The organism is Megasphaera massiliensis (assembly GCF_000455225.1).
Lineage (GTDB): Bacteria > Bacillota > Negativicutes > Veillonellales > Megasphaeraceae > Megasphaera > Megasphaera massiliensis.
The window spans coordinates 374,931-397,645 of record NZ_HF954537.1 but is presented as its reverse complement, the minus strand read 5'-3'; the positions used below and the strand labels follow the sequence as shown (position 1 = coordinate 397,645).

The window sequence follows — 22,715 nt, the reverse complement described above, 5'->3', positions numbered from 1 at the left end:
GGCTTTCGTGTTGTTCTCGATAGCCGTATCGTGTCCGTCTACACGGGTTGTCAAGTTCGTAATATTCGTCTTGTTTTCAGCAATATTGCTTGTGTTATCCGTTACCTGTTTCTTGAACTTTGCATCCAAGCCTACGGTAACGGTCGGTGCATCATCGTTTCCGCCTACGGTCACGGTGGTTTCACCGTCCGTGCCAAGGAATTTGACGTTGTTGTTTTTGTCTTTTCCGAGGTTGACGGCTTTCGTGTTGGTTCCGTCAGTGACGCTGAATTTTGCGGAAATATTGGTAACTGCCGTATTGCCGCTATTGATATTCCCTACCAGTTGCTTGTTATTCACACCGTACTTGATGGTCGCGCCGTCTCTCGCTACGGTAAGTCCCTGATTTTCTTCTACGTCAAATGTCGCCACATTATTGGTATTGTCAATGGTCTGACCCTTTGCAGCCGGGTCTTTATCCGTTGTCGCCGCTTTGAGTACCCAGGATTTCATCTTCTCTTTGACGGTATCGCTGTTGTCGATCTGATCATTGATTTGCGTATTCAGCTTGGTTACGTTCATGCCGAGCTTCAGGCCGTCATTATTCACGGTCGCCGTGATGTAGTCATCACTCGTGACTTTAACGGTATCTTCGGCTTTCACGATTTTTGTTCCTTTTGTCGCATTGCCGTCTTCTAAGGTCCAGCCTTTTTTGAGGGTCGTGATATCTCCCGTATTGGTCGTTACTTTACTGTCAACATCTTTCAACTGTTTGAAGTTGACCGCATCACCGTCTGCCGCTCCGGCCGTCACGTTGGTAATTTTCTTACTGCCTGCATCAATGCCTGTAGCGGTTACAGACGGACCGTTTGCAATGGTCAGTCCCGTTCCGCCGAGTGTAACGTCATTACCGGCCTTAAAAGTAGTACTGCTTACGCTGGTAAGACCTGTCAGTTCTTTATTCAAGCTGAGCTTGTAGCCTATTTTTCTCTTATCCGTTGTGCCTGCTATTGTTTCTTCGGCATCTGCCACGGTCAGGTTACCGCCGTCTATGGAGAGTGTCGGCCCTTTGACGGTGTATACCGTTCCGTCTACGCCCTGTTCTTTGCCTTCCGTAACGGTTGCATAGTCGCCTGCTTTGACAGTGGTTCTCGCTGCTTTCAGCTGGAGTACGTTTACGGCGTCATTGTCATGGATACCGCCTGCCACATTGACGATGCGGCGATAGTTGGCGGCGAAATCCTTATCCCCTACTTTGTACGCCGGATTGCCGACCGAGACGATACCCGCTGCGGCTTTCACTTCTTCGTCGCTGAGGTAGGCCTTACCGTCAACCGCTTCTTTGGCAAAGGAGTTGCTGCCGATCGCGATGCTGTTTTCGTCATAGGCACGCGCACCGAATCCGAGTGCTACGCCGCCTTTTTTGTACACAATGGTATTGGAGCCGAGAGCCGTTGCGAATTCCGCGCGGGAGTCCGCCCAATGACCGACCGAGGTCGATTCTTTTTCAAATGTACGCGCCTGTTTGCCCAGTGCCGTGCTGTAATTCCCTTTGGCAACCGCCGCGGCACCGACCGCTGTCGTATTGGTGTCATGTGCTTCCGCGGCGGCACCCAATGCCGTCGTTTGGAATCCGAAAGCACTCGCTTTCATACCGATCGCCATCGAGTTTTCGCGTGCCAGTTTTCCCGGACCCGCTACTGTATCATCAGCGACTGGCAAATACGGTTCGCTCGGGTTCCATGCATCCCCCGGATTCGACATGCCCGTACCCAGATGACCCTGCGTTTTGGCGCCGACATAGGCGCCATCACCGATAGCAATGCCGCGGCCGCCCGTTTGATCTACCGTGCTGTTCGTTCCTACTGCAATTCCGCGGTTCGCCAACGATTTTGCCTTCGTGCCGATACTGATGCCGTTCTCAGCCTCGGTTTGTGCCTCCTTACCAAAAGCCATGGCTCCATCTTTCGTTACGCTCGCCTTATAGCCAATAGCTGTGCTAACCTCTTTTGCTGTTACATTTGCCTCTACACCGATAGCAATATTCCAGTTACCAGTCACCTTACTATCCAAGCCGGCTGCAATTGAATACCAACCGTTGCTCTGTGCATTCTGACCGATGGCAATGCCACCGCCTTTTTTCGCTCCGTCATTATTGTAGTTTGATTTTAGATGACCTTCTAAGTCCTTGACAGAGAAATAATGGATCTTGCTCTTTTCGATTTCATTACTCAGATTGGTAATGCTCGTATTGCCATCGAGGTCAATCTTGCTTCCTTCGATACCGTACTTAATGGTCTTTCCGTCTCTTGTGACGGTGAGTCCTTTATCCGCTGCAGCTACGTCAAAGGTAACAGCTTCGCCGTTTTTGATTTCCTGCGGTGTTGTTTCGTCCTTTACTTTCAGCTTCCACGAGCTCATGACGCCGTCAGGGCCGTCGGTAATGCCGAGGTCTTGTTTCAGCTGTTTCATGTTCAGCGAGTAGGTGACGTTTCTGTTCGTATCGACAGTTGAGGTCAGCGAGGACCCGTCCGCCGTTGCTTCCGTTGTTTTGTCTACGGCCGCTTTGAAGGTGACTTCCGGTTCTTTATCTCCGCCGAGTGTGACATTCGCCTTGCCTTCTCCCGCGTCTTTCACGATGAAGCCTTTTTGCAGTTTTGTAATGTTGCCTTCATTGGCCGCAACTCTTGGTGTCAAAGCGTCAATGGCGTTTTTATTCGTTGTCACCTGTGTGTTAACGTCATTCAACTGTTTGAAGTTGACCGCATCGCCGTCTTTTGTACCGGGTGCCACGTTGGTGATGGTCGTGTTGTTCGCATTGATACCGTCTTTATTGATATATGTTTTATCGCCAACTTTGAATGCTTCACTTGAAACGCTGGTCAGGCCTTTGAGCTCTTTGTTCAAGCTGAGCTCATAACCTACCGTCTTGCCTTCGCCGTCCTTTTTATCCTTGATGCCAAGGTTGTCATCTACGGTAATGTCCGGCCCTTTGACGGTGTAGGTCGTTCCCTTCCCGTCTTCCGTTTTTTTCGTGACGGTCACATAGTCGCCCGCTTCGACAGTGGTCTTAGCGTTTTTGAGCTGCGCAACGTTGACCGCGTCAGTGTCTGCCAGACCTGCGGCGAGGTTGGTGATTTGTCTTGTTTTCTCACCCGTACCAACAGAGACAGCGCCGTTTCCGGATTTCCATGTCGCATTGTCTGTTGCCGATGCTTTATCCGTGGCGGGATCGTACCCGAACACGCCCGCAGCGGTAGCCGCTTGCGAACCGGTACCCAAAGCCACGCCGCCTTCGACGTCGACGTTGGCGTCATTGCCGAGGATGGTGACGTTCGATGCTTTGGTTGCCGCTTTCGTTGTCAGCGATCCGATAATGATATTTCCACCGAATTTTTCCAACTCGTGGTTGTCGCCCATGATGAGGTTATGACTCGAGTCGGCGACGGTATTTCTGTTGCCCGTCACGATGTTGTAGGTTACTTTCGGGGTGCTCGTTCCATCATCATGATCCGTATTGGAAATTTCGTTGCCTACGCCGGAAGCTTGCGTATAGAGAGAACCTGACACCAAGTTCCCGTCACCTTCGACGCTGACATGGCTTCTTCCTTTTTGGAAAAGGCCGGTCGGGTCGCCACCGTCTATAGGATCAAGGAAATCCTGCTCTTTTTGCTTATCTTCATCGGTCAGCGCTTCGTCATTATACGCGTCATACACAAAGTTGCCCGTACCACGGACAAACGTACCGTGAGACTCCTCGACTCTGTTCATGTTCCCGATAACTTTATCTTCCCGACCACCATTTTCCGCACTTTGAGCAAAGATAGTGTTATCTGATCCGAGAATAATGCTTTGATCAAACTGTCCTTCTTTGGCCTTTAATCCACCGGTATAATTGTCCGAATTTTCACCGACGATGACGCTACCCTGTCCTCTGACAAATGAATGAGCACCTAAAGCAACGGCACCATCGCCATCTGATGATGTATGAGCACCGATAGCAATCGCACCCCGTTTGCTGGCGCCATCATTTTTGTAGTTGCCTTCATTCGGCGCCATGCCTTCACTTTTTACAGAAACGTAGTGCATGAAAGGCATATTATTATATAAGTATCTGATTCTTGAATCATTTGTACTTACATCCGTCTTAAGACGCCCGATGTCTCCCTCGTTTGTGCGTACCCTCCCGGAAAGATTGTTAATACTTGTGGTATTGGTAGCGATTCTCGCCCCCCAGCTTATTTTCCGACGCAACAAGGTCTTTCCATGCTTTGCTCTGGAGAGCTTTCAGCTGCGCCACGTTGACCGCGTCGGTGTTGTCCGAGCCGGCAGCGACATTGATAATCTGTCGGGTAATGTCCTTTTGCTGATTACCGACAGAAACGGCCGCTTTTGTGGCTTTCCACGTGGAAGTTTCGTCCGCGCCGGCTCCCAACGGATCATAACCGACTTTACCGGCTTTGCCGTAACTCGGAGATGCATAAGAGCCTACGTTGGATTCACTGCCCAACGCCACGCCGCCATCGATATCCGCTCTGGTGTTCGCGCCGAGGGTCACCGCGTCCTTCGCATAGGCTATCGACTTATATCCGAGAGCCGTGGCGTTTTCCAAGGCCGCATTGGCGCTGCTGCCGATCGCCGTACCGCCTTCAGCTAATTGTTTTTGCCAGACATCACCCACATTGGCAGTTCCGCCCAATGCGATCGAGTTTTTGCCGTACGCTCTGGCTTCCCGTCCGATAGCGACGGTATTATATGCCGTTGCCGTATCATTTTCATTGCCGGCCATTGCGCTGCGACCGATGGCAATCGTGTCACCGCTGTACGCCTGCGCTCCACCGCTCGAAGAGTCGTAGTCACTGCCGATGGCAATCGCACCAATCCCTTTGGCACTTGTCTCATTGCCGAAAGCGATGGCATCCATCGCCGACGCTTCCGCCGAGTTCCCAAAGCTCAAGGCATATTTTCCCGTGGCTTTGGCGCTCCCGCCGATGGAGACGGATTGATGCCCCCACGCCTTGGCATCACGCCCGATGGCGATCGCCGAGTTCATTTTTTCGATATCGCTGATAACGTAGGGAAGGTTCGTTTTCGGGTCACGTTGGATCGATTTCGGATCATTTTTATTCGCGCCGGCTTCGGCTTGAATCCCGATGGCAATACTCTTATCGGCGGAGAGCGCTTTATCTCCGATGGAGACCGCTTTGTCCCCCAGCGCCCAAGCCATATTACCGATGGCAACATCGCCGTCACCGCCGTAACCGCCGTCCCGCTTGTATCCTCCCGCCAACGAGGAGCGACCGATGGCGACACCGTGGTCGGCTTCCGAGAAGGCACGGTAGCCGAGTGCCATGGCGTGTTTACCGAATGCCCCGTCGTTATTGACGTTGGTCCATGCGGGGTCGGCATAGCGGTTCAGATAGTCGCGGGACGGCTCATGATAATCGGGACGTACGCCAAAATACCGGAGTGTCAGTCCGTCATGCTTCAGTTTCTCGCCGATTTTATTCGAAACGTCATCATAGTAGAAAATACGATTCGCAATCGCCTCAGGAAAACTCGTAGGCCCATATTCCGCTTTCGCACCGGGGATTTCTCCGCCGTGGGCAATCTTGTCAAGCAAATATTTGGCAACTTCGTTCTTGACTTCGTCTTTTTCCTGTTGTGTCAAAGCCTGTACATCTGCCGTGCCTCCCGCCAAAAGCGCAGATATGACAAAGACGGCAAGCAGGCTGTTTTTGATGCGTGATTTATTCTTCCCATGTCCTTTCGCCAGCTCGGACGCAACGACCCAGCAGTTTTTCGTCTTACTCCAAATCAACTTATAAATTTTATTCATATTTCCTCCTAAAAAGAGAATCGCAGCTAAAAGCTGCCCCCCCAAAAAATATCGACGCTATTATTGTATTATTATTATAAGCCACATGTCAACGTATATCAAATATTTTCTATATAACTATGTACTATTCTTAATCATGCATGACAGATATCCGGTAAGAAGTATGAAAAAGCACAGGAAATGTAACATCGTTTTCTCAGTTAACACGGGGTTTTCGGAAGAGTGCCATGGAGAAAGGAAATAAAAATTTCAAATTTCTTTTTTCTTATTTTTATTTTTACTTATATAATATAATGAATTCTTTCTCGGTTGTTTGTTGTATCCGAAAAGCAGTGTAGTTTTTTGTGTGAGTCATTTCCATATTTTTCGGTTTTACTCACACTTGCCCCTGCCGTCATTCTTGAGCGGTATCAAGCATACATGAAGAAAAGAAACATAAAAAAAGATTATTATGAGTAGCGAAGAATCCGGCATAGGATAATCGAAATCGCATAGTTAACACCTGCAGTTCCTGCCTGGATTCTTCACTCTGAGTCATTTCCTTTTGTTACATTACAATCATACCGATTTTTACCACCGTTCAAGAATGACAGGCAGGTATTTAGTGCCGTTCTGTAAAAAACGTTCTTTCGTTTTTGCTCCAACCTACCCCTTTCGTCAACCTGTCGGTTGACACTTTAGCCAAGGCAAAGCGTCTCACTCACTTTTACAGCGTCGCTCCGCTCCGTCACAAGTTTCCCTGCGCTGCTTCCGCCCATGTAAAAGGCGTATCTCGATCCGGCCGTGCTGTCGGCAGGCTTATCCCTTGACCGAAATAACCCACTGAATATTCCCATATCTCATCACGCTCCTTCCTGTTTGACGCATGAAAAAAGCACCTGCCTGTGTAATCAGGCAGATGCTTTCTCTTATATCGATTTCCTCTCCCTTAAAATGTCCATAATATTAAGGGAAAGTTATTCTTCTTAAGGGAATGCTACTTTATTCTGTAGTAGCAGGTGCTTTTGCCGCTTCCCTTGCGTCTCAGTTCGCCGGAAGCCACCAGCTTGCGCAGCGCTCCCTCTACGGAACTGACGCTGAGAGACGGACAAAGTTCCCGAATATCCTGTTTGGTAAAACGACCTATCTTGTTTTGCGCTGCAAGCCGCACTATATCCAGTGCGGATCGTTTGATTTCCACAAGGGAGAAACGGTCCTCAAAATCCCTGTAGGCCGCAAGGATCGTTCCAAGAAGGTATTTGATAAACGGGACAGGATCATCTGCTCCCTCATGCCAACCATCCTGTGACGCAGACAGCGCATCATAATATAAATCCTTATTCTTAGCGATCTTCGCTTCCAAAGAAATATATTTTCCGACATAGAATCCGCTTCTGTATAAAAGGAGCGTTGTAAGCAATCTGCTCATACGCCCGTTTCCGTCATTAAACGGATGGATACAAAGAAAATCGTGTATAAAAACAGGAATCGCAATCAGCGGTTCAAGTTCCATATTCCCGATAACACGGTTGTATTCCTCGCACAGCTTGTCCAGCGCAGCCGGCGTCTCGAAAGGCGCAACCGGAGTAAAGAGCGTTTCCCTATGCCCGTCCGGATAAGTCGCACTGATATAGTTCTGTACTGTTTTCGTCCTTCCTGCCACGGGATTATTCATGTGGCTATAGAGGATTTTGTGCAGTTGAAGAATATAGTTCTGTGTAATAGGGATTGCATCAAAGCTCTCGTGAATGATACCAAGCACATCCCTGTAACCTGCGATTTCCTGCTCATCCCGGTTCCTTGGTATTGTTTTCTCTTCAACAAGCTGCCTGATGCGTGTGTTCGTGGTAACAATCCCTTCGATGGCATTTGATGCCTCGGTACTCTGCACCTTGGCTATCTCCACCAATTTCTCAAGTTCCTCCGGTCTCTGCTTCAGATACATCTCCTGTTTTCCGGCCTCTTTGTATATGGCGGCGATAAGCCCCAGCAGATCGGAATCCCACTTTTTATCCCGAATCAATGAGTAGTTGAACACTCTCATTTCCTTACCTCCCATCTTTTACCCTTAAATTTTAGTATATTATAAGGTAAAAATCAAGATATTAAGGGAATAAACCCTTAATATTCCTTTCCATTTAAGGTCAAATATGTAGAGGTCATATGAATAAAATACCGCGGCTGTCGTAGACCGAGACAGTATTGTCATTTCCGCAGCGTATTGCGCGGTCAAGAGCCATGATGGTCGCAATTGCCCCGTCAATCTTTTCCGTGGATTTTTCCTTATCGGCTTTAATATTCCCAGCCGGGTCGGTGCGGATGAAGATGTTGTCCATATTCCACCGAAGGACAGGGTGTCCGCCGTGGGCGATGCGTCCTCCCAATGTAAGCTTCATGAATTCTTTGGTTGGAGGACTCATATCCTTGAACCCTTGTCCAAATGGAACAACGGTAAAGCCCATTCCCTCGAGGTTCTGCACCATCTGCACCGCGCCCCAGCGGTCAAAGGCAATCTCCCGTATATTAAACCTTGTGCCAAGCTCTTCGATAAATTTCTCAATAAAGCCGTAATGAACAACATTTCCCTCCGTGGTCATAAGCAAGCCCTGACGCTCCCACAGGTCGTAGGGAACATGATCGCGCTTTACCCGAAGGTCAAGAGTATCCTCCGGCACCCAGAAGTACGGCAGGATACTGTATTTGTCCTCCTCATCCTGCGGAGGGAATACCAGCACAAACGCCGTGATGTCCGTGGTACTTGAAAGGTCAAGCCCGCCGTAACAGATTCGCCCTTCCAGATCGTCCTCGCTCACAGCGAAGGAACAGGCATCCCACCTGTCCATCGGCATCCATCTGACGGATTGTTTCACCCACTGGTTAAGACGCAGCTGCCTGAAAGCGTTCTCCTCGCCGGGATTCTGCTTTGCGGAGTCGCAGGCGGCTTTTACCTTGTCAATGCCAACCGTGATACCGAGCGAGGGATTTGCCTTTTTCCACACGGCGGGATCAGTCCAGTCCTCCGACTCGTCCGCACCATAGATAACAGGATAGAAGGTCGAATCGATTTTCCTTCCGCTCATGATGTCGAGAGCCTTCTCATGCTGTTCATAGCAGATGGAATGCGTATCATTGCCTGCCGTGGTAATGAGGAAGAACAGCGGCTGCATCCTCGCATCGCCGGAGCCCTTGGTCATGACGTCAAACAGCTTTCTGTTCGGCTGGGTATGCAGTTCATCGAAGATAACGCCGTGGGTATTAAAGCCGTGCTTGTTCGCCACATCCGCCGAAAGCACCTGGTAAAAGCTGTGCGTGGGCAGATATTCGAGCCGTTTCTGCGATGCGAGTATCTTCACGCGCTTGGAAAGCGCAGGACAGAACCGCACCATATCCACAGCGACATCGAAAACAATCTTTGCCTGGTTCCTGTCCGCGGCGCAACCGTAGACCTCGGCTCGTTCCTCGCCATCGCCGCAGGTGAGCAGGAGCGCCACAGCCGCCGCAAGTTCCGACTTGCCTTGCTTTTTCGGAATCTCAATATATGCGGTACTGAACTGCCTGTAGCCGTTTTTCTTTATCACACCGAACAGGTCGCGGATTATCTGCTCCTGCCAGTCGATAAGCTCGAAGGGCTTTCCCGCCCATGTGCCTTTGGTATGGCACAGCTGCTCGATGAACATCACGGCATAATCAGCGAGGTTCTTGTCATAGCGGGAGGTATCCGCCATGAACTTGGTAGGCTTATATTTCTTCAGTTTCCGTACTGCCAACGGCGTCTCCTCCTTCCGAAAATGGCATAAAAACAGCCGCATCTCTGCGACTTTCTAAAATCTGTCTGTACGAGAGACAGAGCCTTGCGGCCCGTCCCTTTTGCTGTTTTTTCTCTGTGTCTTACTGCTGCATCGCCCAGGCGATTGCGTGGCCTTCATCCTCAAACTCGACCTCGCTGACCGCCGCCAGTCCGATGGTGCTTTCGCAAGTCTTCCTGCCGTCTTCGAGGTACTCGTAAACCGCTCCGAAATAGGAAGGCTTGTTCTGCCCATTGTAGTAGTACCCGGCAAGCAGCACCTTATCTCCGAAGTTCAGCATCTTGCTTCGGCGGCATTCCATGTCCTCCGGCGTGGTGGGATTCGACAGCCTGTATTTTCTCATTCCTTCGTTGATTGTCATCATCGTATCCTCCGTTTCTTTCGGCATGTACATATATCACTACGGATATACCAGCAAGTCTTTTCTGTAGTTTTTCAAAGAAATATGCAGAATTATTCCTCGCCGGTGAGGATGAATCGGATGTATTCCTTTCGGTTTTCCTTAAGGTAATTTACCAGTTCATAGAAACCCATTTCATAAGCAATCCGCTGAACAGCATTCACATCAAACATATTGGTAAGCGCGGTATCTCGCACGGCAAGAATCTGCTTCCTTATTTTCATATCCATCAGTCGCACCTCCTGCATAAATCCTCGCCGTAAGCGATGGATAGCCCGCAGCCGTTATCCCAGCGAACCATAATGGAGCCGATATCATCCACGCCGATAACCGTGCCTTTGGTTCCAATCGGCGGAGCCTGCACATCCTCCATCCGTACCAGTTCCACCCGTGTTCCTGCAGGATACTCCCTGCGGATGCGGTCGACCGTTTCCTTATTCGGAAATCTCATGGTCAGCGCCTCCGTTCTTGAATGCCGAAGACCCTGTGAGGTTCTTCAGCAGGATTTTCCGCTCGGCCTTGTACTCCGCACCGATGAATCCCAGCCGCAGGAGGAAGCAGCGGAATGCGTACTTCTCGTTGTCCACATCCTTTTCCGTGGCGATCACTCGCTTGGCATTTCTGCTCATCTCGCAGAGCGCGGCAATGAAATGCGTGCAGGCCTTCACCGAATCCGCGTCCGGCAGTTCCGCAAACCAGGGGAAGGAAACCCTGTCCTCCTTGATCTCGATTCGGAGGTCCTCGATGCCGAGAGCCTTTCGGATGAGCGTTCCCTTGGCATCCAACAGCTTGGTGAGGTTGCCCACCGAAACCTTATCGAGCAAAATCTCCACCGTAAGGCCTCCTGTTTCGCCCTGTGGCGCATTTTCTTCGGCTTCGGATACTTTCTCAACCTCCGCATCCGCGCCGTCCTGCGGCTCACAGTCGAAGCCTGCGGCGGCGATGGCTTCAATCACCTGCTCGACCTCCTCGCTGTCGGCACGATCGTCAAATTCGAGTGTGCCGTCCTTGGTGACCGTAAGGTAATCGATTTCGTAATTGCAGGTCGGCATGAATTTGTATTCCGCCTTCGCTCCCGTGGTGTCGGAGATGACCTTGACCAGTTTCTTGCGCCGTGCGCCTGTGACGTTGTACTTTACTTGCATTGCGTTTACCTCCGCTTTCGCTTGATTTTCTGTGCCTTGCAGCTGTTATATACATCACTCTAAAGCCCTAAAATAGCAAGCGAATAACGGGATTTTCTTTGTAGAATTATCGCCAGAATATCAGACTCGGAACTGTGAGTAGTACACAATGCCTGACAGCACGAAAACAGCGCACGGGAGTGCGATACCGTTGCCCCACATCTTATATTCGGCGGAGTCCGTATGCGGATCGGAGAGCCACTTGATTATCTGCTTGTCCGTTTTCGGTTTGGATGCGCCGGACACGACATTCCTGTGCGTTTCAAAAACATCCCTCCAGGAAGCAAGCTCCTCATCGGTCGGATCATCCGTTCCGAGGTCAGCGCACCACCAGTCCGGGAATCCCTGCAGCCTTGCACACTCGGTGGGAGTGAGCCTTCGTACGATGTAATACGGCTCCTCGATTACGGTCGGCGGATCTTTGTAATCCGTAGCGACCAGCGTATTCGCCACATCTTCCTCAGTCTCTGTGTGGTAGGAATTCTTGCTCGTGGTATAGACGGGATGAGCGACAGCGCCGGGACCTTTTGCCACCATAGTCGGCTCGACCTCTTCCTCGATGGCAAGACCGAACCGCGCGTTCTGTCCCATGTTGTATGTCGCACGGTCTATGCCGTAAGCCACACCATGCTGTTCCGTAGCGTTTAAGGTATAGCTGACGTTCTCTTCAGAATAGCCGCTGCCCTTGTGAGAAGGTCTTGTGCCGTTTCCCTCGATGGCAACCACGGCAATGCCGCCCTGGTTGCATCCGGAATCTGCGCACCTTGTATCGAGCGTCCGAGAGGTTTCAGCCTCGTAAATCCCTGCGTGAGGATTATCTGAAAGCATCGCATGGCTTTTATCCGAACTGATGCCGTAGGCTTTGACCTCCACCACGGCCACGCCCCCTTGGTTGGAATTGGGAGCGTTGCCGCCTGTGTCGATGGTTCTTGCCGTATCGGTCTCATAGCAATTTTGCCTTGCATTCCGTGTGGCTTCGGATGTGAAACGCACATCGTAGGTTTTCGGCTTCTGCACTACAAGCGGCTGGTTGTTGCCGCCTGTTCCGAAGGTAGCAAGGACGGTCTGCGATTTATCAAGCGGTCCCGTGTATCTCGTGTCCTGCGAGTGATTCTCAAACATCAGCGCCGCAGGAACGACGCCGGCACGGAGTGTAGGGGATTTTTCTTCCTCATAGCCGATAGAACGGCTCTTTTCAGAGTGTTCCGTACAGAACCCCGCCGAACCCATGACCACAGGCGGATGATGCGCCTTTGCTCGTAACGTTCCCGTCACATCCTCAGTGATATCCATACGCTGCCCGCCTTGGTCATTCAGGCAAATACCGCCTGCCTCTCCAATGCCGCTTTCAGCACCTCCGGCAGTTCTTTGCCACGCTTTGAAGCCCTCGAAAGGATGCCCTGACAGGCCTTCGGACTCAAATAATATCTTTCCGGCACACAGTCCATCAAAATCTGCGACAAGGTAGATGCGTTTTCTTCTCTGGGGAACTCCCCAGTATTGAGCATCAAATACCCTCCATGCGACTGAGAAACCGTCTGCCAGGACAAGTCCTGCGTTCGGCCATTTGTCATATCGAGGAATATCAGCTTTGTTTTCTTTGACCGAGCAGACCGCTTCGAGGACTGCTCTGAAATCCTCGCCCTTGTTTGAGGAGAATGCGCCTGTGACGTTCTCCCAGATGATGTATTTCGGATATTCGCCATTGGTAGCCTCCCTCATTTCTTTGACGATCCTGATTGCCTCATAAAAAAGAGAAGACCGACAACCTCTCAGACCTTCCCGTTTGCCCGCTATGCTCATGTCCTAGCAAGGCGAGCCGAATGTGATAATGTCAACCGGCTCTATTTTGCCGCCGTCCATCTTTGATACGTCGCCGTAGCGCTTTACCTGCGGAAAACGCTTTGTGGTTACCCTGATTGGGAAAGGCTCTACCTCTGAAGCCCACACGGGCACCACTCCGGAGATAAGCCCCGCAAGCGGAAATCCCCCGCTTCCATCAAAGAGGGAGCCGAGTTTCATTTTACTCTCCATCCGGCGCCTCCAGTTCCGCATAGTTGTATATCTTGCCGTCCCTCTCTACGGAAACCTTGTCCGCGGAGCCGACCTGCTCGATATACCTCTTCACGATGACATCGCAGTATTTCTCATCCAGTTCTATGGTGGCGCAGTTCCTGTCCGTCTGTTCGCAGGCAATCAGCGTGGAACCGCTGCCGCCGAACGGATCGAGTACGAGTGTGTTGCTCATGGATGAATTCTGAATCGGATATGCCAAAAGCGGTATGGGCTTCATGGTCGGATGATCCGTATTCTTTTTTGTTTTCTCAAACTCCCATATCGTGGTCTGCTTGCGGTCGGAGTACCATTGGTGCCTGCCTTTTTTCTTCCAGCCGAAAAGGCAAGGCTCGTGTTGCCATTGGTAAGGGGAGCGTCCAAGTACAAGACTTGGTTTCTTCCAGATACAACAGCCGGAGAGATAAAATCCCGCGTCCGAGAATGCCTTTCTGAAATTCAGACCTTCTGTATCCGCATGGAACACATAGATGGACGCATCGTCCGCCATGACCTTTTCAATTTTGGAAAAGGCATCGAAGAGGAACTGATAGAACTTCTCGTCAGCCAGGTTGTCATTCTTGATTTTTCCGGCAGCCCCTTCGTAGTCCACATTGTAGGGAGGATCGGTAACCACGAGGTTTGCTTTTCGTCCCTGCATGAGCGTATCAAAGGTTTTCGCTTTCGTGGAGTCGCCGCAGACCAGTCTGTGCCGTCCGAGCGTCCACACATCGCCGCTCTTGGAGAAAGTTGGCTTTTCCAGTTCCTCATCTACATCGAAATCGTCCTCCTGCACATCGGAATCGTCTCCAAACAGGCCGGCAATCTCCACCTCGTCAAAGCCCGTGAGGGAAAGGTCAAAAGCCTCTGCCTGCAGAGCTTCGATCTCAACTCGCAGAAGTTCTTCGTCCCAGCCGGCGTCCATCGCCATACGGTTGTCGGCAATGATGTAGGCTTTCTTCTGCGCCTCGGTAAGATAATCCACAAGCACACAGGGTACTTCCTTGATACCCTCCTCCTTGGCGGCGAAGATGCGGCCGTGACCTGCGATAACATTGAAATCCCTGTCGATAATCACAGGATTGATGAATCCGAACTCCCGCAAAGAAGCCCGGAGTTTATTTGCGTCATCGGAGAGAATCCCTGTGTTGGAACGATTCTATTTCTTTATCAAAGGAGGGTTTAATCACATGTCCCAAGCAAACGGACTTTTAGAACGATTATTCCATTTATCTGAACATAATACGACGGTGCGGCGCGAATGCCTGGCAGGTCTTACGACCTTCGTCTCCATGGCCTACATTCTCTTCGTCAATCCCATCATCTTAGGCGATGCCGGCATGGATCCCGGTGCCGTCTTTACGGCTACGGCTTTATCGGCTATCATGGGCTGCCTGCTCATGGGCTTTTTGGCCAACTACCCCATCGCCATTGCCCCGGGTCTGGGCGACAACGCCTTTTTCACTTATTCCATCGTCCTGGCTATGGGAATGCCCTGGCAGCAGGCCATGGGCGGCGTCTTCATTGCATCCATCTTATTTACCTTGGTATCCTTATTCAAACTGCGTGAAATCATCATCGACGCCATTCCTCAGGACTTAAAGTACGCCATGGCTGCCGGTATCGGCATCTTCATCTCCTTCGTCGGCCTTCAAGGCGGCGGCATCGTCATGGCCGACCCGTCGTCGATGGTCGCCATCGGTTCCTTTAAGGTCGCAACGACGTGGCTGACTATTTTCGGTATCTTCGTCACGGCCATGCTCATGGCTAAAAAGGTTCCCGGCGCGATTTTTTACGGGATCGTCCTGACGGCTATTTTGGGCCTTGTCACTAATCTCATCCCCTTGCCGGACAGCATCATTTCCATGGCTCCGAGCTTGGAACCGACCTTCGGCGTCGGCGTCGCCAACATGGGCGCCATCGTCACCGACCCGCAGATGTGGGCCGTCGTCGTCATCTTCTTCCTGGTCGCCTTCTTCGATACGGCCGGAACCCTGATTGGTCTTGCTCAGCAGGCCGGCATCATGCAAAATGGCAAGATGCCCCGCATCGGGAAAGCCCTCATGGCCGATTCGCTTTCCATGCTCGGCGGGGCCGTCATGGGAACGACACCGACTGCCGCTTACGTCGAATCGTCGGCCGGTATCGCCGTCGGTGCCCGGACGGGCCTTACGGCCATTGTCGTCGCCATTCTCTTTGGCTTCAGCATGATTTTCTCGCCCCTCTTGTCGGTCGTTACGGCTCAGGTCACGGCACCGGCCCTGATCATCATCGGCGTCCTCATGACGTCGTCTCTCCGCGAAATTCATTGGGATCAATTCGAAACGGCCTTCCCGGCCTTCTTGGTCATCATCGGCATGCCCCTGACCTTTAACATTTCCTACGGCATCGCCTTCGGCTTCCTCTTCTACCCGATTCTGATGACCATTGCCGGCCGCCGGAAAGAACTGAATCCCCTCATTTGGGTCATGTTCGTCCTGTTCCTCATCTTATTGTATACTTTGACGATACTTAAATTCTAAGGAGGTCTGTCCATGCTTACGAAAGAATTATTATCCGACTATATCGATGCCGGCGCGGCCAAAATCAAGGCCGACCTGGCCATCGTCGGCGGTACCTTGATCAACGTCAACACCGGCGAATACTACAAAGCCGACGTCGCCATGTATAAGGGAAAAATCGTCGCCGTCGAAAGTGATATTTCCGATTACATGGGCCCTGACACCAAAACCGTCGACGGGACAGGAAAATATTTGGCCCCGGGCCTCATCGACTGCCATATCCACGTCGAATGCAGTAAGATGAGCATGACCCGCTTTGCTCAGGCCGTCGTCCCCTGCGGTACGACGAGCATCGTAAGCGGCCTTGACGAATATATTTCCGTCATCGGCGTCGACGGCTTAGGCCCGATTTTTGAAGAAATCGAAGCCTCGCCCTTGAAGGTTTTCTGGGCCTTGCCGTATAAGACGCCCTACACCATCCCGGTCTCGACCATCGCCTACAATGTCACCGCCAAAGACCACGCTAAATACCATCAGGACCCGAACTGCTACGGCATTTGGGAACTCGTCCGCGAAGCCGTCCAAACGAAGGACTCCGATACCCTCGAAGCCTTAGTCTTGGCTCAGAAATACCATCGCCCCATCTTCGGCTGCAGCCCTCTGGCCCGCGGAAAGGACCTTAACGAATACCTCATGAGCGGCGTCCGCGTCGACCATGAAAGCTACGACCATCAGGAATTTTTAGAAAAGGCCCGCAAAGGGATGCACACCATCATCCGCGAATCGGCGGTCACCAAGTTCCTCAAGGAAAATGTCCGGGCCATCACCGAAGGGGCCCCGGGTATTGCCCGCCACACCAGCTTTTGCTCGGATGACGTCCACGCCCGCGGCATCTTAAAGACCGGCCATATCGACAACATGGTGCGCCTGGCCATTGCTGCCGGTCTCGCTCCGATGACGGCTATCCAGATGGCCACCATCAATGCTGCCGAAGCTTATGAAATCGACGACCGCGTCGGCTCCATTGCGCCCGGTAAAGATGCCGACATCCTCCTCGTCGACCAGCCAGGGACCTTCACCGTCGAAACGGTCATCAGTAAAGGCATGGTCATCACTGAAAACAAGAAAAACGTCTTCACCTATACCGTACCGGCTCGCGATGCAGCCTTGTTACATACGGTACAGCACGAAAAAATGCAGCCTCTCGATTTTGCCTATCACGTCGACCTCAACGAAGGCACAGCTGTCGTCGAAACCATCGACAGCGTCGGCCCCTTCATGCGCAAACGCCGTGACGTCGAACTCGATGTAAAAGACGGCATCGTTCGTCCGAGTGCCGAAAAAGACGTGGCCTTAGTCTCGGTCATCGAACGCTATGGTAAGAACGGCAACGTCTCGAAAGGCTTCATCTCCGGCTGGTCCCTAACTAAGGGTGCCATTGCCACGACGGCTGCTCCCGATGACAACAACCTCGTCGTCGCTGGTGCCAACTACGAAGATATGGCATTGGCAGCCAATACCCTCATCGAACACGGCGGCGGACAGGTCGTCGTCCTCGACGGGAAAATCGTATCCTTCCTGTCCCTGCCTATTGCCGGCATCGCCTCCGATATGACGCCGGAAGACTTGGCTCAGAAAGAAAACGAACTCGATGAAGCTGCCAAGACCTTGGGCAGCCGCCTGCCGGACCCCATATTCTACCTCTCCTTCCTGCCCATTACGGCCATTCCCGACCTTGCCATCACCGACGGCGGCAATGTCGACTATACGAAACTGGCTTACTTCGACCCCATTTTACAACTGAAACCATAATCCTTTGACAGAAAGACAAAATTTATAGCACCATACAAAAATCGCCCCCATGACATAGAACGACTACGTCATGGGGGCGATTCCATTTATAACACGTTTCTTTTAAGCACTAGCGATTATAAAAAGATGATCATATCACCGATCATAATACGCGGAACCCTTTTGCCCTCCAAGGCAATTTGGCCGGGCATTTCAGCTTTTATCCCGACTCCGAAAACAAGGGTGCAGTGGCCATGTTCCTTCAAGGTCTGATTAGCTTCTGAGCCGACGTCACTGACCTGATATTCTTCATCGGCAATGAGCAGTTTATCGCCGACTTCAATCGGCTGGGTCAGGGTACTCTTCGTATGGGACACGACCATATTTTCATAGGCATAGGGAACGTCGTTATCGAAGATAATAATGCTGTTTCGTATTTTCATAAACGACAGGACCGATTCCCCAATCGCAGTAACTTTTGCTTCGTATTTCATAATAGCAGCTCCTTTCTGTATCGCTTAGAAACGAATAGATATCCTAAGCCTTCCACCATATCGGTAACAGAGGTTCAGCAAATAACACCTTGCTGTATGCCTTAAAATATAACAGATATTCCCAGCGTTAGCAAGATAGCAGTGACAGAAGCTAAACAAGTCGCAACGGTATATGATTTTAAGGCCCCTTCTACGGTCAGGCCGAAGTATTCCTTAACAATCCAGAAACCGGAGTCCGTAACGTGAGAGAAGCAAATGGCGCCGGAGCCGACAGCCAGGCAAACAATGGCCGGGTCCAATCCGGGATACTGCGGCAGCAGCGGCAAGACAATACCGGCAGACGTCATCATCGATACCGTAGCCGAACCCACAGAGAATCGCATGATAGCTGCAACAACCCAGGCTAAAATCAAAGGATTCATATGGATTGACATGAGAATAGAACCTAATTGAGTTCCCAATCCGCTATCCAATAAGATTCGATTGAAAGCCCCGCCGGCCCCGATGACCAGCAGGATACCGGCAACCGGTCCGAAGGACTGTTCCGTGAATTTCAACAATTCTTTCATCATGCGCCCGCGGTGAAGCCCCAAAGACCAGTAAGCAAAGAATGCAGAAATCAAGAGTGCCGTAATCGGATTGCCGATGAAGTCAATAATCATACTGGCTTCGGTTCCCTTCCACGGAGAAAGATCGAATAACGTTTTAGAAACCATGATAATCATCGGTAAGAGTATGGTCAACAGGGTAATGCCAAAGTTAGGCAGTTCACTGTCAGGAACTTCATCATACGTTTCGCGGACCGAGTCCATATCCGACGAAATTCTCTTATGAATGAGACTGGTCCAAATGGGACCGCCGACAGCTGCGCAGATGGTACAAATCAAAAGGCCCAGTAAAATAACCTTGCCGACATCGGCTCCTAAAGTGTCGACGATGGCCATGGCAGCCGGATGAGGCGGCAGCATGCAGTGGACAACCTGCAGGGATACGCCGATGGGGACCCCAATGGCAATGATCGATAAGCCCGTGGCCCGGGCGACACTAATGACTAATGGAATCAACAGGACAAAGCCAACTTGGAAGAATACGGGAATCCCGGTAATTAAGCCGACAAACATCATGGCCCAATTGGCTTTTTTCTTACCAAAGCGGTTGATAAGGGTCCGAGCCAGCCGTTCAGCCCCGCCGGACGTTTCCAGCATTTTCCCTAAAATACTGCCAAAGCCCAATACAGTAGCTAAAAAACCAAGGGTACTTCCCATGCCGGCCTCAATAGATTTACAAATTTGCAGCAGCGGCATACCGGTTACAAAGCCGACGAAGAAGCAAGCGATGACGAGGCTGACAAAGGCATGTAAATGAAGCCTCATGATTAAAACGACGACCAATATAATGGCAGCCAACAAGGTTCCGACTAAGAAAATAAGGTCCACAATACGTCCCCCCTATTCAGATAAATCAAGCCAAGGTAAATAAGAGGCTACTACTTTGGTCATTGTTTGTTCGGCCGCTTTTGTTACCTCTTCAAAACGTGTGTTTTCATTCATATGTTCAGCCAAGAAGGCTCTGGCGGCCTTCACACCGGCTGTCGATACTTCCGTGTTGATATTAACTTTGCGAATGCCAAGTCGAATAGCTTTTTGCAAGTCTTCTTTAGGAATACCGGAACTGCCATGCAGTACCAAAGGCGTCGTGACGGCCTGTGCAATGTCTGCCAGCCGCTGGAAGTCGAGCTTCGGCGTGCCCTTATAGATGCCATGAGCGTTGCCGATGGCGATGGCGACGGCATCAACTCCGGATGCGGCAGTATAAGCTGCCACATCCCGGACTTGAGTATGGGTATCTTCATTTCCGACCGGCCCCTGTCCCGTTTCCTCATTTAAGTACCCCAGCTCTCCTTCAACGCTGACATGGACGGCGTGGGAAATCCGAACAATTTCGGCGCTTCGGGATGCATTTTCGGCGACAGGAAGATGCGATCCGTCATACATGATAGACGTAAATCCTGCCCGGATGGCACGAATGACATTGCTTTCCTGTTTGCAGTGATCTAAATGAAGCACGATGGGTTGACTTGAGGTATGACCATAAAACTTTACTAATTCAGCCATGGCTTCTATCGGCATATGTTGGTCGTATTTTTCGCCAAAAGAAAGGATAACGGCATGATTTGAGGCTTTGGTCGCTGCCAATACGGCTTGTAACGATTCTACATTGTAAACATTGAAGGCTCCGACAGCCATTTTCTTTGCCGAGGCCGCTTTCAACATCGTTCGTAAGTTAATCAGCATCGTGCGTCACCTATCTCTTACTTAACATGGATACGACGTCCCGCAGCGTCGTTACGGCACCGACGTTCCCCGGGAAGATAATGTACGCCATATTGGGGAATTTGGCTTCTGCCCCTGTTTTCCAAACGGGAATCCCCGGAGATACCTGTCCCAAAACCAGGGCTTTTTTTACACTAAGGCCTTTGGTACCGACGTCACTGGACGTAATCCCGCCTTTGGCGATCAAGAAGGCCGGCTGAACAGAGAGGCGATGAACAATACTGGTAATGGCTTCGGAAATTTTAACAGAAATCCGTAAGGATTCTTCTTCCGACCCGGCATCGAAGCGTTTCCGCCCCGTATAGACGGCAACGGTCGTACCTTGCTTGATGGCTTCTTCTGTCGTCTTTACAATGCGCTGTAATTCAGCTTCCAGTTTTTCCGGTTCCAATACCAAGAGGTGATTGAATTCGATGAATTTTACCTGTTCGCAGGTCTTTAATTCATTCAATTGATCCGTCGTCTTCTTGACATGGGAGCCGATAATGATTAACCCGCCATTGGTATTTCCTTTTACAATGAGTTCTTCTTTTTGGAGAAGGGCTTTATCGGGAACATTGCCGATAACTTTAGGCCAGGCAGCTGCCGTACGGAAGAGGAACTTCTTTCCGGCTTTCAGCGCCCGAATCATGGCGATGGCAAAGACTTGTACATCTTCGTAATCGACAGCGTTGACGATGACTTTGTTGAAGTCTTTTACTTCCATCAACTGTTTTTCGATTGCATCGACGCGGAGATTTCGTAAATCATCTAAGGAAATATACGTCGTATCGGAAGCCTTATATAAGCCTTTCGTTTTTTCTTCAATATAGGCACCCATTTCAGAAGCCGTATAGCCAAAGGTCTTATCTTTAGCAAATTCCGTGTCGCCGGCAGGAACCAGATTGTCCCCTTCTTGGACATAATGGATGTTTCCGATGGTGAAGCGGCCCCCTTCTTTGAAGAAAGGCATTAAGACTTCGCCGTCGATAAGGCCATTATGTTCGCCTTCCAAGGTCTTACGAAGGGTATCTGTTTCTAAGGGATAGTGGCCGCGCAGGGTTGAATCACTGCGGCTGATAATCATGAAGTCTTTTCCTGTTTTTTTCGCTTCGGCCAAAATTCGTTCGGCAATGATCTGATGGACTTCTTGTGTATGAGCTGCTGAGAAAGCACGTGAATTGGTCAAGATAAAGAATATCGAATTATCTTCTGCAAAGCCGTCGGCAATGCTTTCCGGGGACCAATCAGTATATACATGAATGCCGTTAACCGTTTGTACCCCCGTCGGATCATCGTCAAGGACGATGATTTTCTTATTGAAATCTTTCATTTCATCGGCTAATAATTTTTTTACTTGTTCAGGATTGCCATTGGGAATCCGGGCAAAAAGTTCCGTTTTTAATATGCTCATGATGATTTCTCCTTATTCCTCGTTCGTTTTAACAATAACGCCGGAAATATTTTCGTAGAATTGAACAATACCGCTGTGGTCGTCCATCAAATGACCGGTAGATTTCAGACTGTTCATGATTTGCTGCAGGCTGCTGGTCAGTATGAGCGGTAAGTCTAACCCGTTGGCCGTAGCCATAACATTATTGATATCTTTTAAGTTGATGCGAATCGGTCCGCCCGGTTTAAAGTTACGGCTGTACATCATCGGAGCTTTGGCATCAAGAACGGCACTGCCGGCCAAACCGCCGCGAATGGCTTCATACACTTTTTTCGGATCGGCTCCGGCTTTTGTTGCCAGAATAAGGGCTTCCGATACAGCCGCGATATTCAGATTGACGATAACCTGGTTTGCCAGTTTCGCAATGGAACCGCTGCCATTAGGGCCGATTAAGGTAATCGAAGAACCCATGGCTTCAAATACATCATGGACTTTGTCGACGACTTCCTGTTTGCCGCCAATCATAATAGCCAAGGTGCCGGCGACGGCCCCCGGTTCACCGCCGCTGACCGGTGCATCTAAAAAGTGGCATCCCTTGCTTTCAGCAAGCTTGGCAAATTCCTGAGATTCAATAGCCGTAACCGAGCTCATATCGACAATGACGGCGCCTTCGGGAATACCGGCCAACACCCCGTCTTCCCCTTCTAAAAGGGAGCGAACGATAGGACCACTGGGAACCATAGTAATGACAACGTCTTTTCCCTGTGCTGCCTGTTTGGGAGACGTCCCGGCAATGGCTCCGGCTTCTGCCATTTCTTGAACGGCAGCCGGAAGGATATCGTAGGCTGTGACTTCAAAACCAGCTTTCAGCAAATTCTTTACCATCGGTTTTCCCATAATACCTAAGCCAATAAATCCGATTTTTTTCATTATAATTACCTCCTGAAAATTAATTACCATGTAACATACTACTCGCATTAAAAAT

16 protein-coding genes and 2 pseudogenes are annotated in these 22,715 nt (G+C 50.5%); 2 read left to right on the top strand and 16 right to left on the bottom strand.

Going from position 1 to position 22,715, the window contains the following annotated elements; translation table 11 throughout:
- From TX77_RS13820 to TX77_RS05180, 11 genes and pseudogenes are all read right to left on the bottom strand, one after another.
- Positions 1-4,038: pseudogene (locus tag TX77_RS13820) on the bottom strand (hypothetical protein); the annotation flags it as partial.
- A 139-nt stretch (positions 4,039-4,177) separates the two neighbouring features.
- Positions 4,178-5,818, bottom strand: a complete 1,641-nt coding sequence (locus TX77_RS05220) for an ESPR domain-containing protein (RefSeq protein WP_044503760.1) — start codon at positions 5,816-5,818, stop codon at positions 4,178-4,180.
- Positions 5,819-6,794: 976 nt separating this feature from the next.
- A complete protein-coding gene (locus tag TX77_RS05215; RefSeq protein WP_044503759.1) occupies positions 6,795-7,841 on the bottom strand; it encodes a Fic family protein in 1,047 nt (348 codons plus the stop codon).
- A 115-nt stretch (positions 7,842-7,956) separates the two neighbouring features.
- Positions 7,957-9,564, bottom strand: coding sequence for a terminase large subunit (locus TX77_RS05210; RefSeq protein ID WP_049917297.1), 1,608 nt, complete (start codon positions 9,562-9,564; stop codon positions 7,957-7,959).
- Positions 9,565-9,685: 121 nt separating this feature from the next.
- On the bottom strand, positions 9,686-9,967 hold the full coding sequence (locus TX77_RS05205) for an Nmad4 family putative nucleotide modification protein (RefSeq protein WP_225723632.1): 282 nt from the start codon (positions 9,965-9,967) through the stop codon (positions 9,686-9,688).
- An 89-nt stretch (positions 9,968-10,056) separates the two neighbouring features.
- A complete protein-coding gene (locus TX77_RS05200; protein WP_044503757.1) occupies positions 10,057-10,233 on the bottom strand; it encodes a DUF5049 domain-containing protein in 177 nt (58 codons plus the stop codon).
- Positions 10,233-10,454 carry a DUF4314 domain-containing protein gene (locus TX77_RS05195; RefSeq protein ID WP_023054439.1) on the bottom strand — a complete coding sequence of 74 codons (222 nt, stop codon included), beginning with the start codon at positions 10,452-10,454 and terminating at the stop codon, positions 10,233-10,235. The genes TX77_RS05200 and TX77_RS05195 overlap by 1 nt, the downstream gene beginning before the upstream one ends.
- A complete protein-coding gene (locus TX77_RS05190; protein ID WP_044503756.1) occupies positions 10,438-11,148 on the bottom strand; it encodes a hypothetical protein in 711 nt (236 codons plus the stop codon). Before TX77_RS05190 ends, TX77_RS05195 begins: the two co-directional genes overlap by 17 nt.
- A gap of 120 nt (positions 11,149-11,268) precedes the next feature.
- Positions 11,269-11,724, bottom strand: a complete 456-nt coding sequence (locus TX77_RS14055) for a DNA cytosine methyltransferase (protein WP_230198105.1) — start codon at positions 11,722-11,724, stop codon at positions 11,269-11,271.
- 930 nt (positions 11,725-12,654) lie between these two features.
- A pseudogene (locus tag TX77_RS14050) lies at positions 12,655-13,209 on the bottom strand (DNA cytosine methyltransferase); the annotation flags it as partial.
- A gap of 1 nt (position 13,210) precedes the next feature.
- Positions 13,211-14,380 (bottom strand): site-specific DNA-methyltransferase, encoded by a 1,170-nt coding sequence (locus tag TX77_RS05180; RefSeq protein ID WP_268257939.1) that lies wholly within the window; start codon positions 14,378-14,380, stop codon positions 13,211-13,213.
- A gap of 49 nt (positions 14,381-14,429) precedes the next feature.
- On the opposite strand from TX77_RS05180, the gene TX77_RS05175 reads away from it, so the two are divergent.
- On the top strand, positions 14,430-15,761 hold the full coding sequence (locus tag TX77_RS05175) for an NCS2 family permease (protein ID WP_044503755.1): 1,332 nt from the start codon (positions 14,430-14,432) through the stop codon (positions 15,759-15,761).
- Between the two features lie 12 nt (positions 15,762-15,773).
- A complete protein-coding gene (locus TX77_RS05170; protein ID WP_044503754.1) occupies positions 15,774-17,552 on the top strand; it encodes an adenine deaminase C-terminal domain-containing protein in 1,779 nt (592 codons plus the stop codon).
- 116 nt (positions 17,553-17,668) lie between these two features.
- Here the strand turns inward: TX77_RS05170 and TX77_RS05165 are convergent, their stop codons facing one another.
- The 5 genes from TX77_RS05165 to garR form a co-directional block, all read right to left on the bottom strand.
- Complete coding sequence (locus TX77_RS05165; protein ID WP_044503753.1) at positions 17,669-18,025, bottom strand: PTS glucitol/sorbitol transporter subunit IIA; 357 nt, start codon at positions 18,023-18,025, stop codon at positions 17,669-17,671.
- Between the two features lie 101 nt (positions 18,026-18,126).
- Positions 18,127-19,461 carry a GntT/GntP/DsdX family permease gene (locus TX77_RS05160; protein ID WP_044503752.1) on the bottom strand — a complete coding sequence of 445 codons (1,335 nt, stop codon included), beginning with the start codon at positions 19,459-19,461 and terminating at the stop codon, positions 18,127-18,129.
- A 12-nt stretch (positions 19,462-19,473) separates the two neighbouring features.
- Complete coding sequence (locus tag TX77_RS05155; protein ID WP_044503751.1) at positions 19,474-20,319, bottom strand: class II fructose-bisphosphate aldolase; 846 nt, start codon at positions 20,317-20,319, stop codon at positions 19,474-19,476.
- 10 nt (positions 20,320-20,329) lie between these two features.
- Positions 20,330-21,751, bottom strand: coding sequence for a four-carbon acid sugar kinase family protein (locus tag TX77_RS05150; protein ID WP_044503750.1), 1,422 nt, complete (start codon positions 21,749-21,751; stop codon positions 20,330-20,332).
- Between the two features lie 12 nt (positions 21,752-21,763).
- Positions 21,764-22,660: a 2-hydroxy-3-oxopropionate reductase gene (gene garR / locus TX77_RS05145; protein ID WP_081651701.1), complete on the bottom strand. Its 897-nt coding sequence runs from the start codon at positions 22,658-22,660 to the stop codon at positions 21,764-21,766.
- Between the last annotated feature and the right edge of the window lie 55 nt (positions 22,661-22,715).

Coding starts and splice junctions, on each gene's coding strand:
- TX77_RS05220 (WP_044503760.1), bottom strand. CDS start 5,818: ATGAATAAAATTTATAAGTTGATTTGGAGTAAGACGAAAAACTGCTGG.
- TX77_RS05215 (WP_044503759.1), bottom strand. CDS start 7,841: ATGAGAGTGTTCAACTACTCATTGATTCGGGATAAAAAGTGGGATTCC.
- TX77_RS05205 (WP_225723632.1), bottom strand. CDS start 9,967: ATGATGACAATCAACGAAGGAATGAGAAAATACAGGCTGTCGAATCCC.
- TX77_RS05200 (WP_044503757.1), bottom strand. CDS start 10,233: ATGGATATGAAAATAAGGAAGCAGATTCTTGCCGTGCGAGATACCGCG.
- TX77_RS05195 (WP_023054439.1), bottom strand. CDS start 10,454: ATGAGATTTCCGAATAAGGAAACGGTCGACCGCATCCGCAGGGAGTAT.
- TX77_RS05190 (WP_044503756.1), bottom strand. CDS start 11,148: ATGCAAGTAAAGTACAACGTCACAGGCGCACGGCGCAAGAAACTGGTC.
- TX77_RS14055 (WP_230198105.1), bottom strand. CDS start 11,724: ATGGTGGCAAAAGGTCCCGGCGCTGTCGCTCATCCCGTCTATACCACG.
- TX77_RS05175 (WP_044503755.1), top strand. CDS start 14,430: ATGTCCCAAGCAAACGGACTTTTAGAACGATTATTCCATTTATCTGAA.
- TX77_RS05170 (WP_044503754.1), top strand. CDS start 15,774: ATGCTTACGAAAGAATTATTATCCGACTATATCGATGCCGGCGCGGCC.
- TX77_RS05165 (WP_044503753.1), bottom strand. CDS start 18,025: ATGAAATACGAAGCAAAAGTTACTGCGATTGGGGAATCGGTCCTGTCG.
- TX77_RS05155 (WP_044503751.1), bottom strand. CDS start 20,319: ATGCTGATTAACTTACGAACGATGTTGAAAGCGGCCTCGGCAAAGAAA.
- TX77_RS05150 (WP_044503750.1), bottom strand. CDS start 21,751: ATGAGCATATTAAAAACGGAACTTTTTGCCCGGATTCCCAATGGCAAT.
- garR (WP_081651701.1), bottom strand. CDS start 22,660: ATGAAAAAAATCGGATTTATTGGCTTAGGTATTATGGGAAAACCGATG.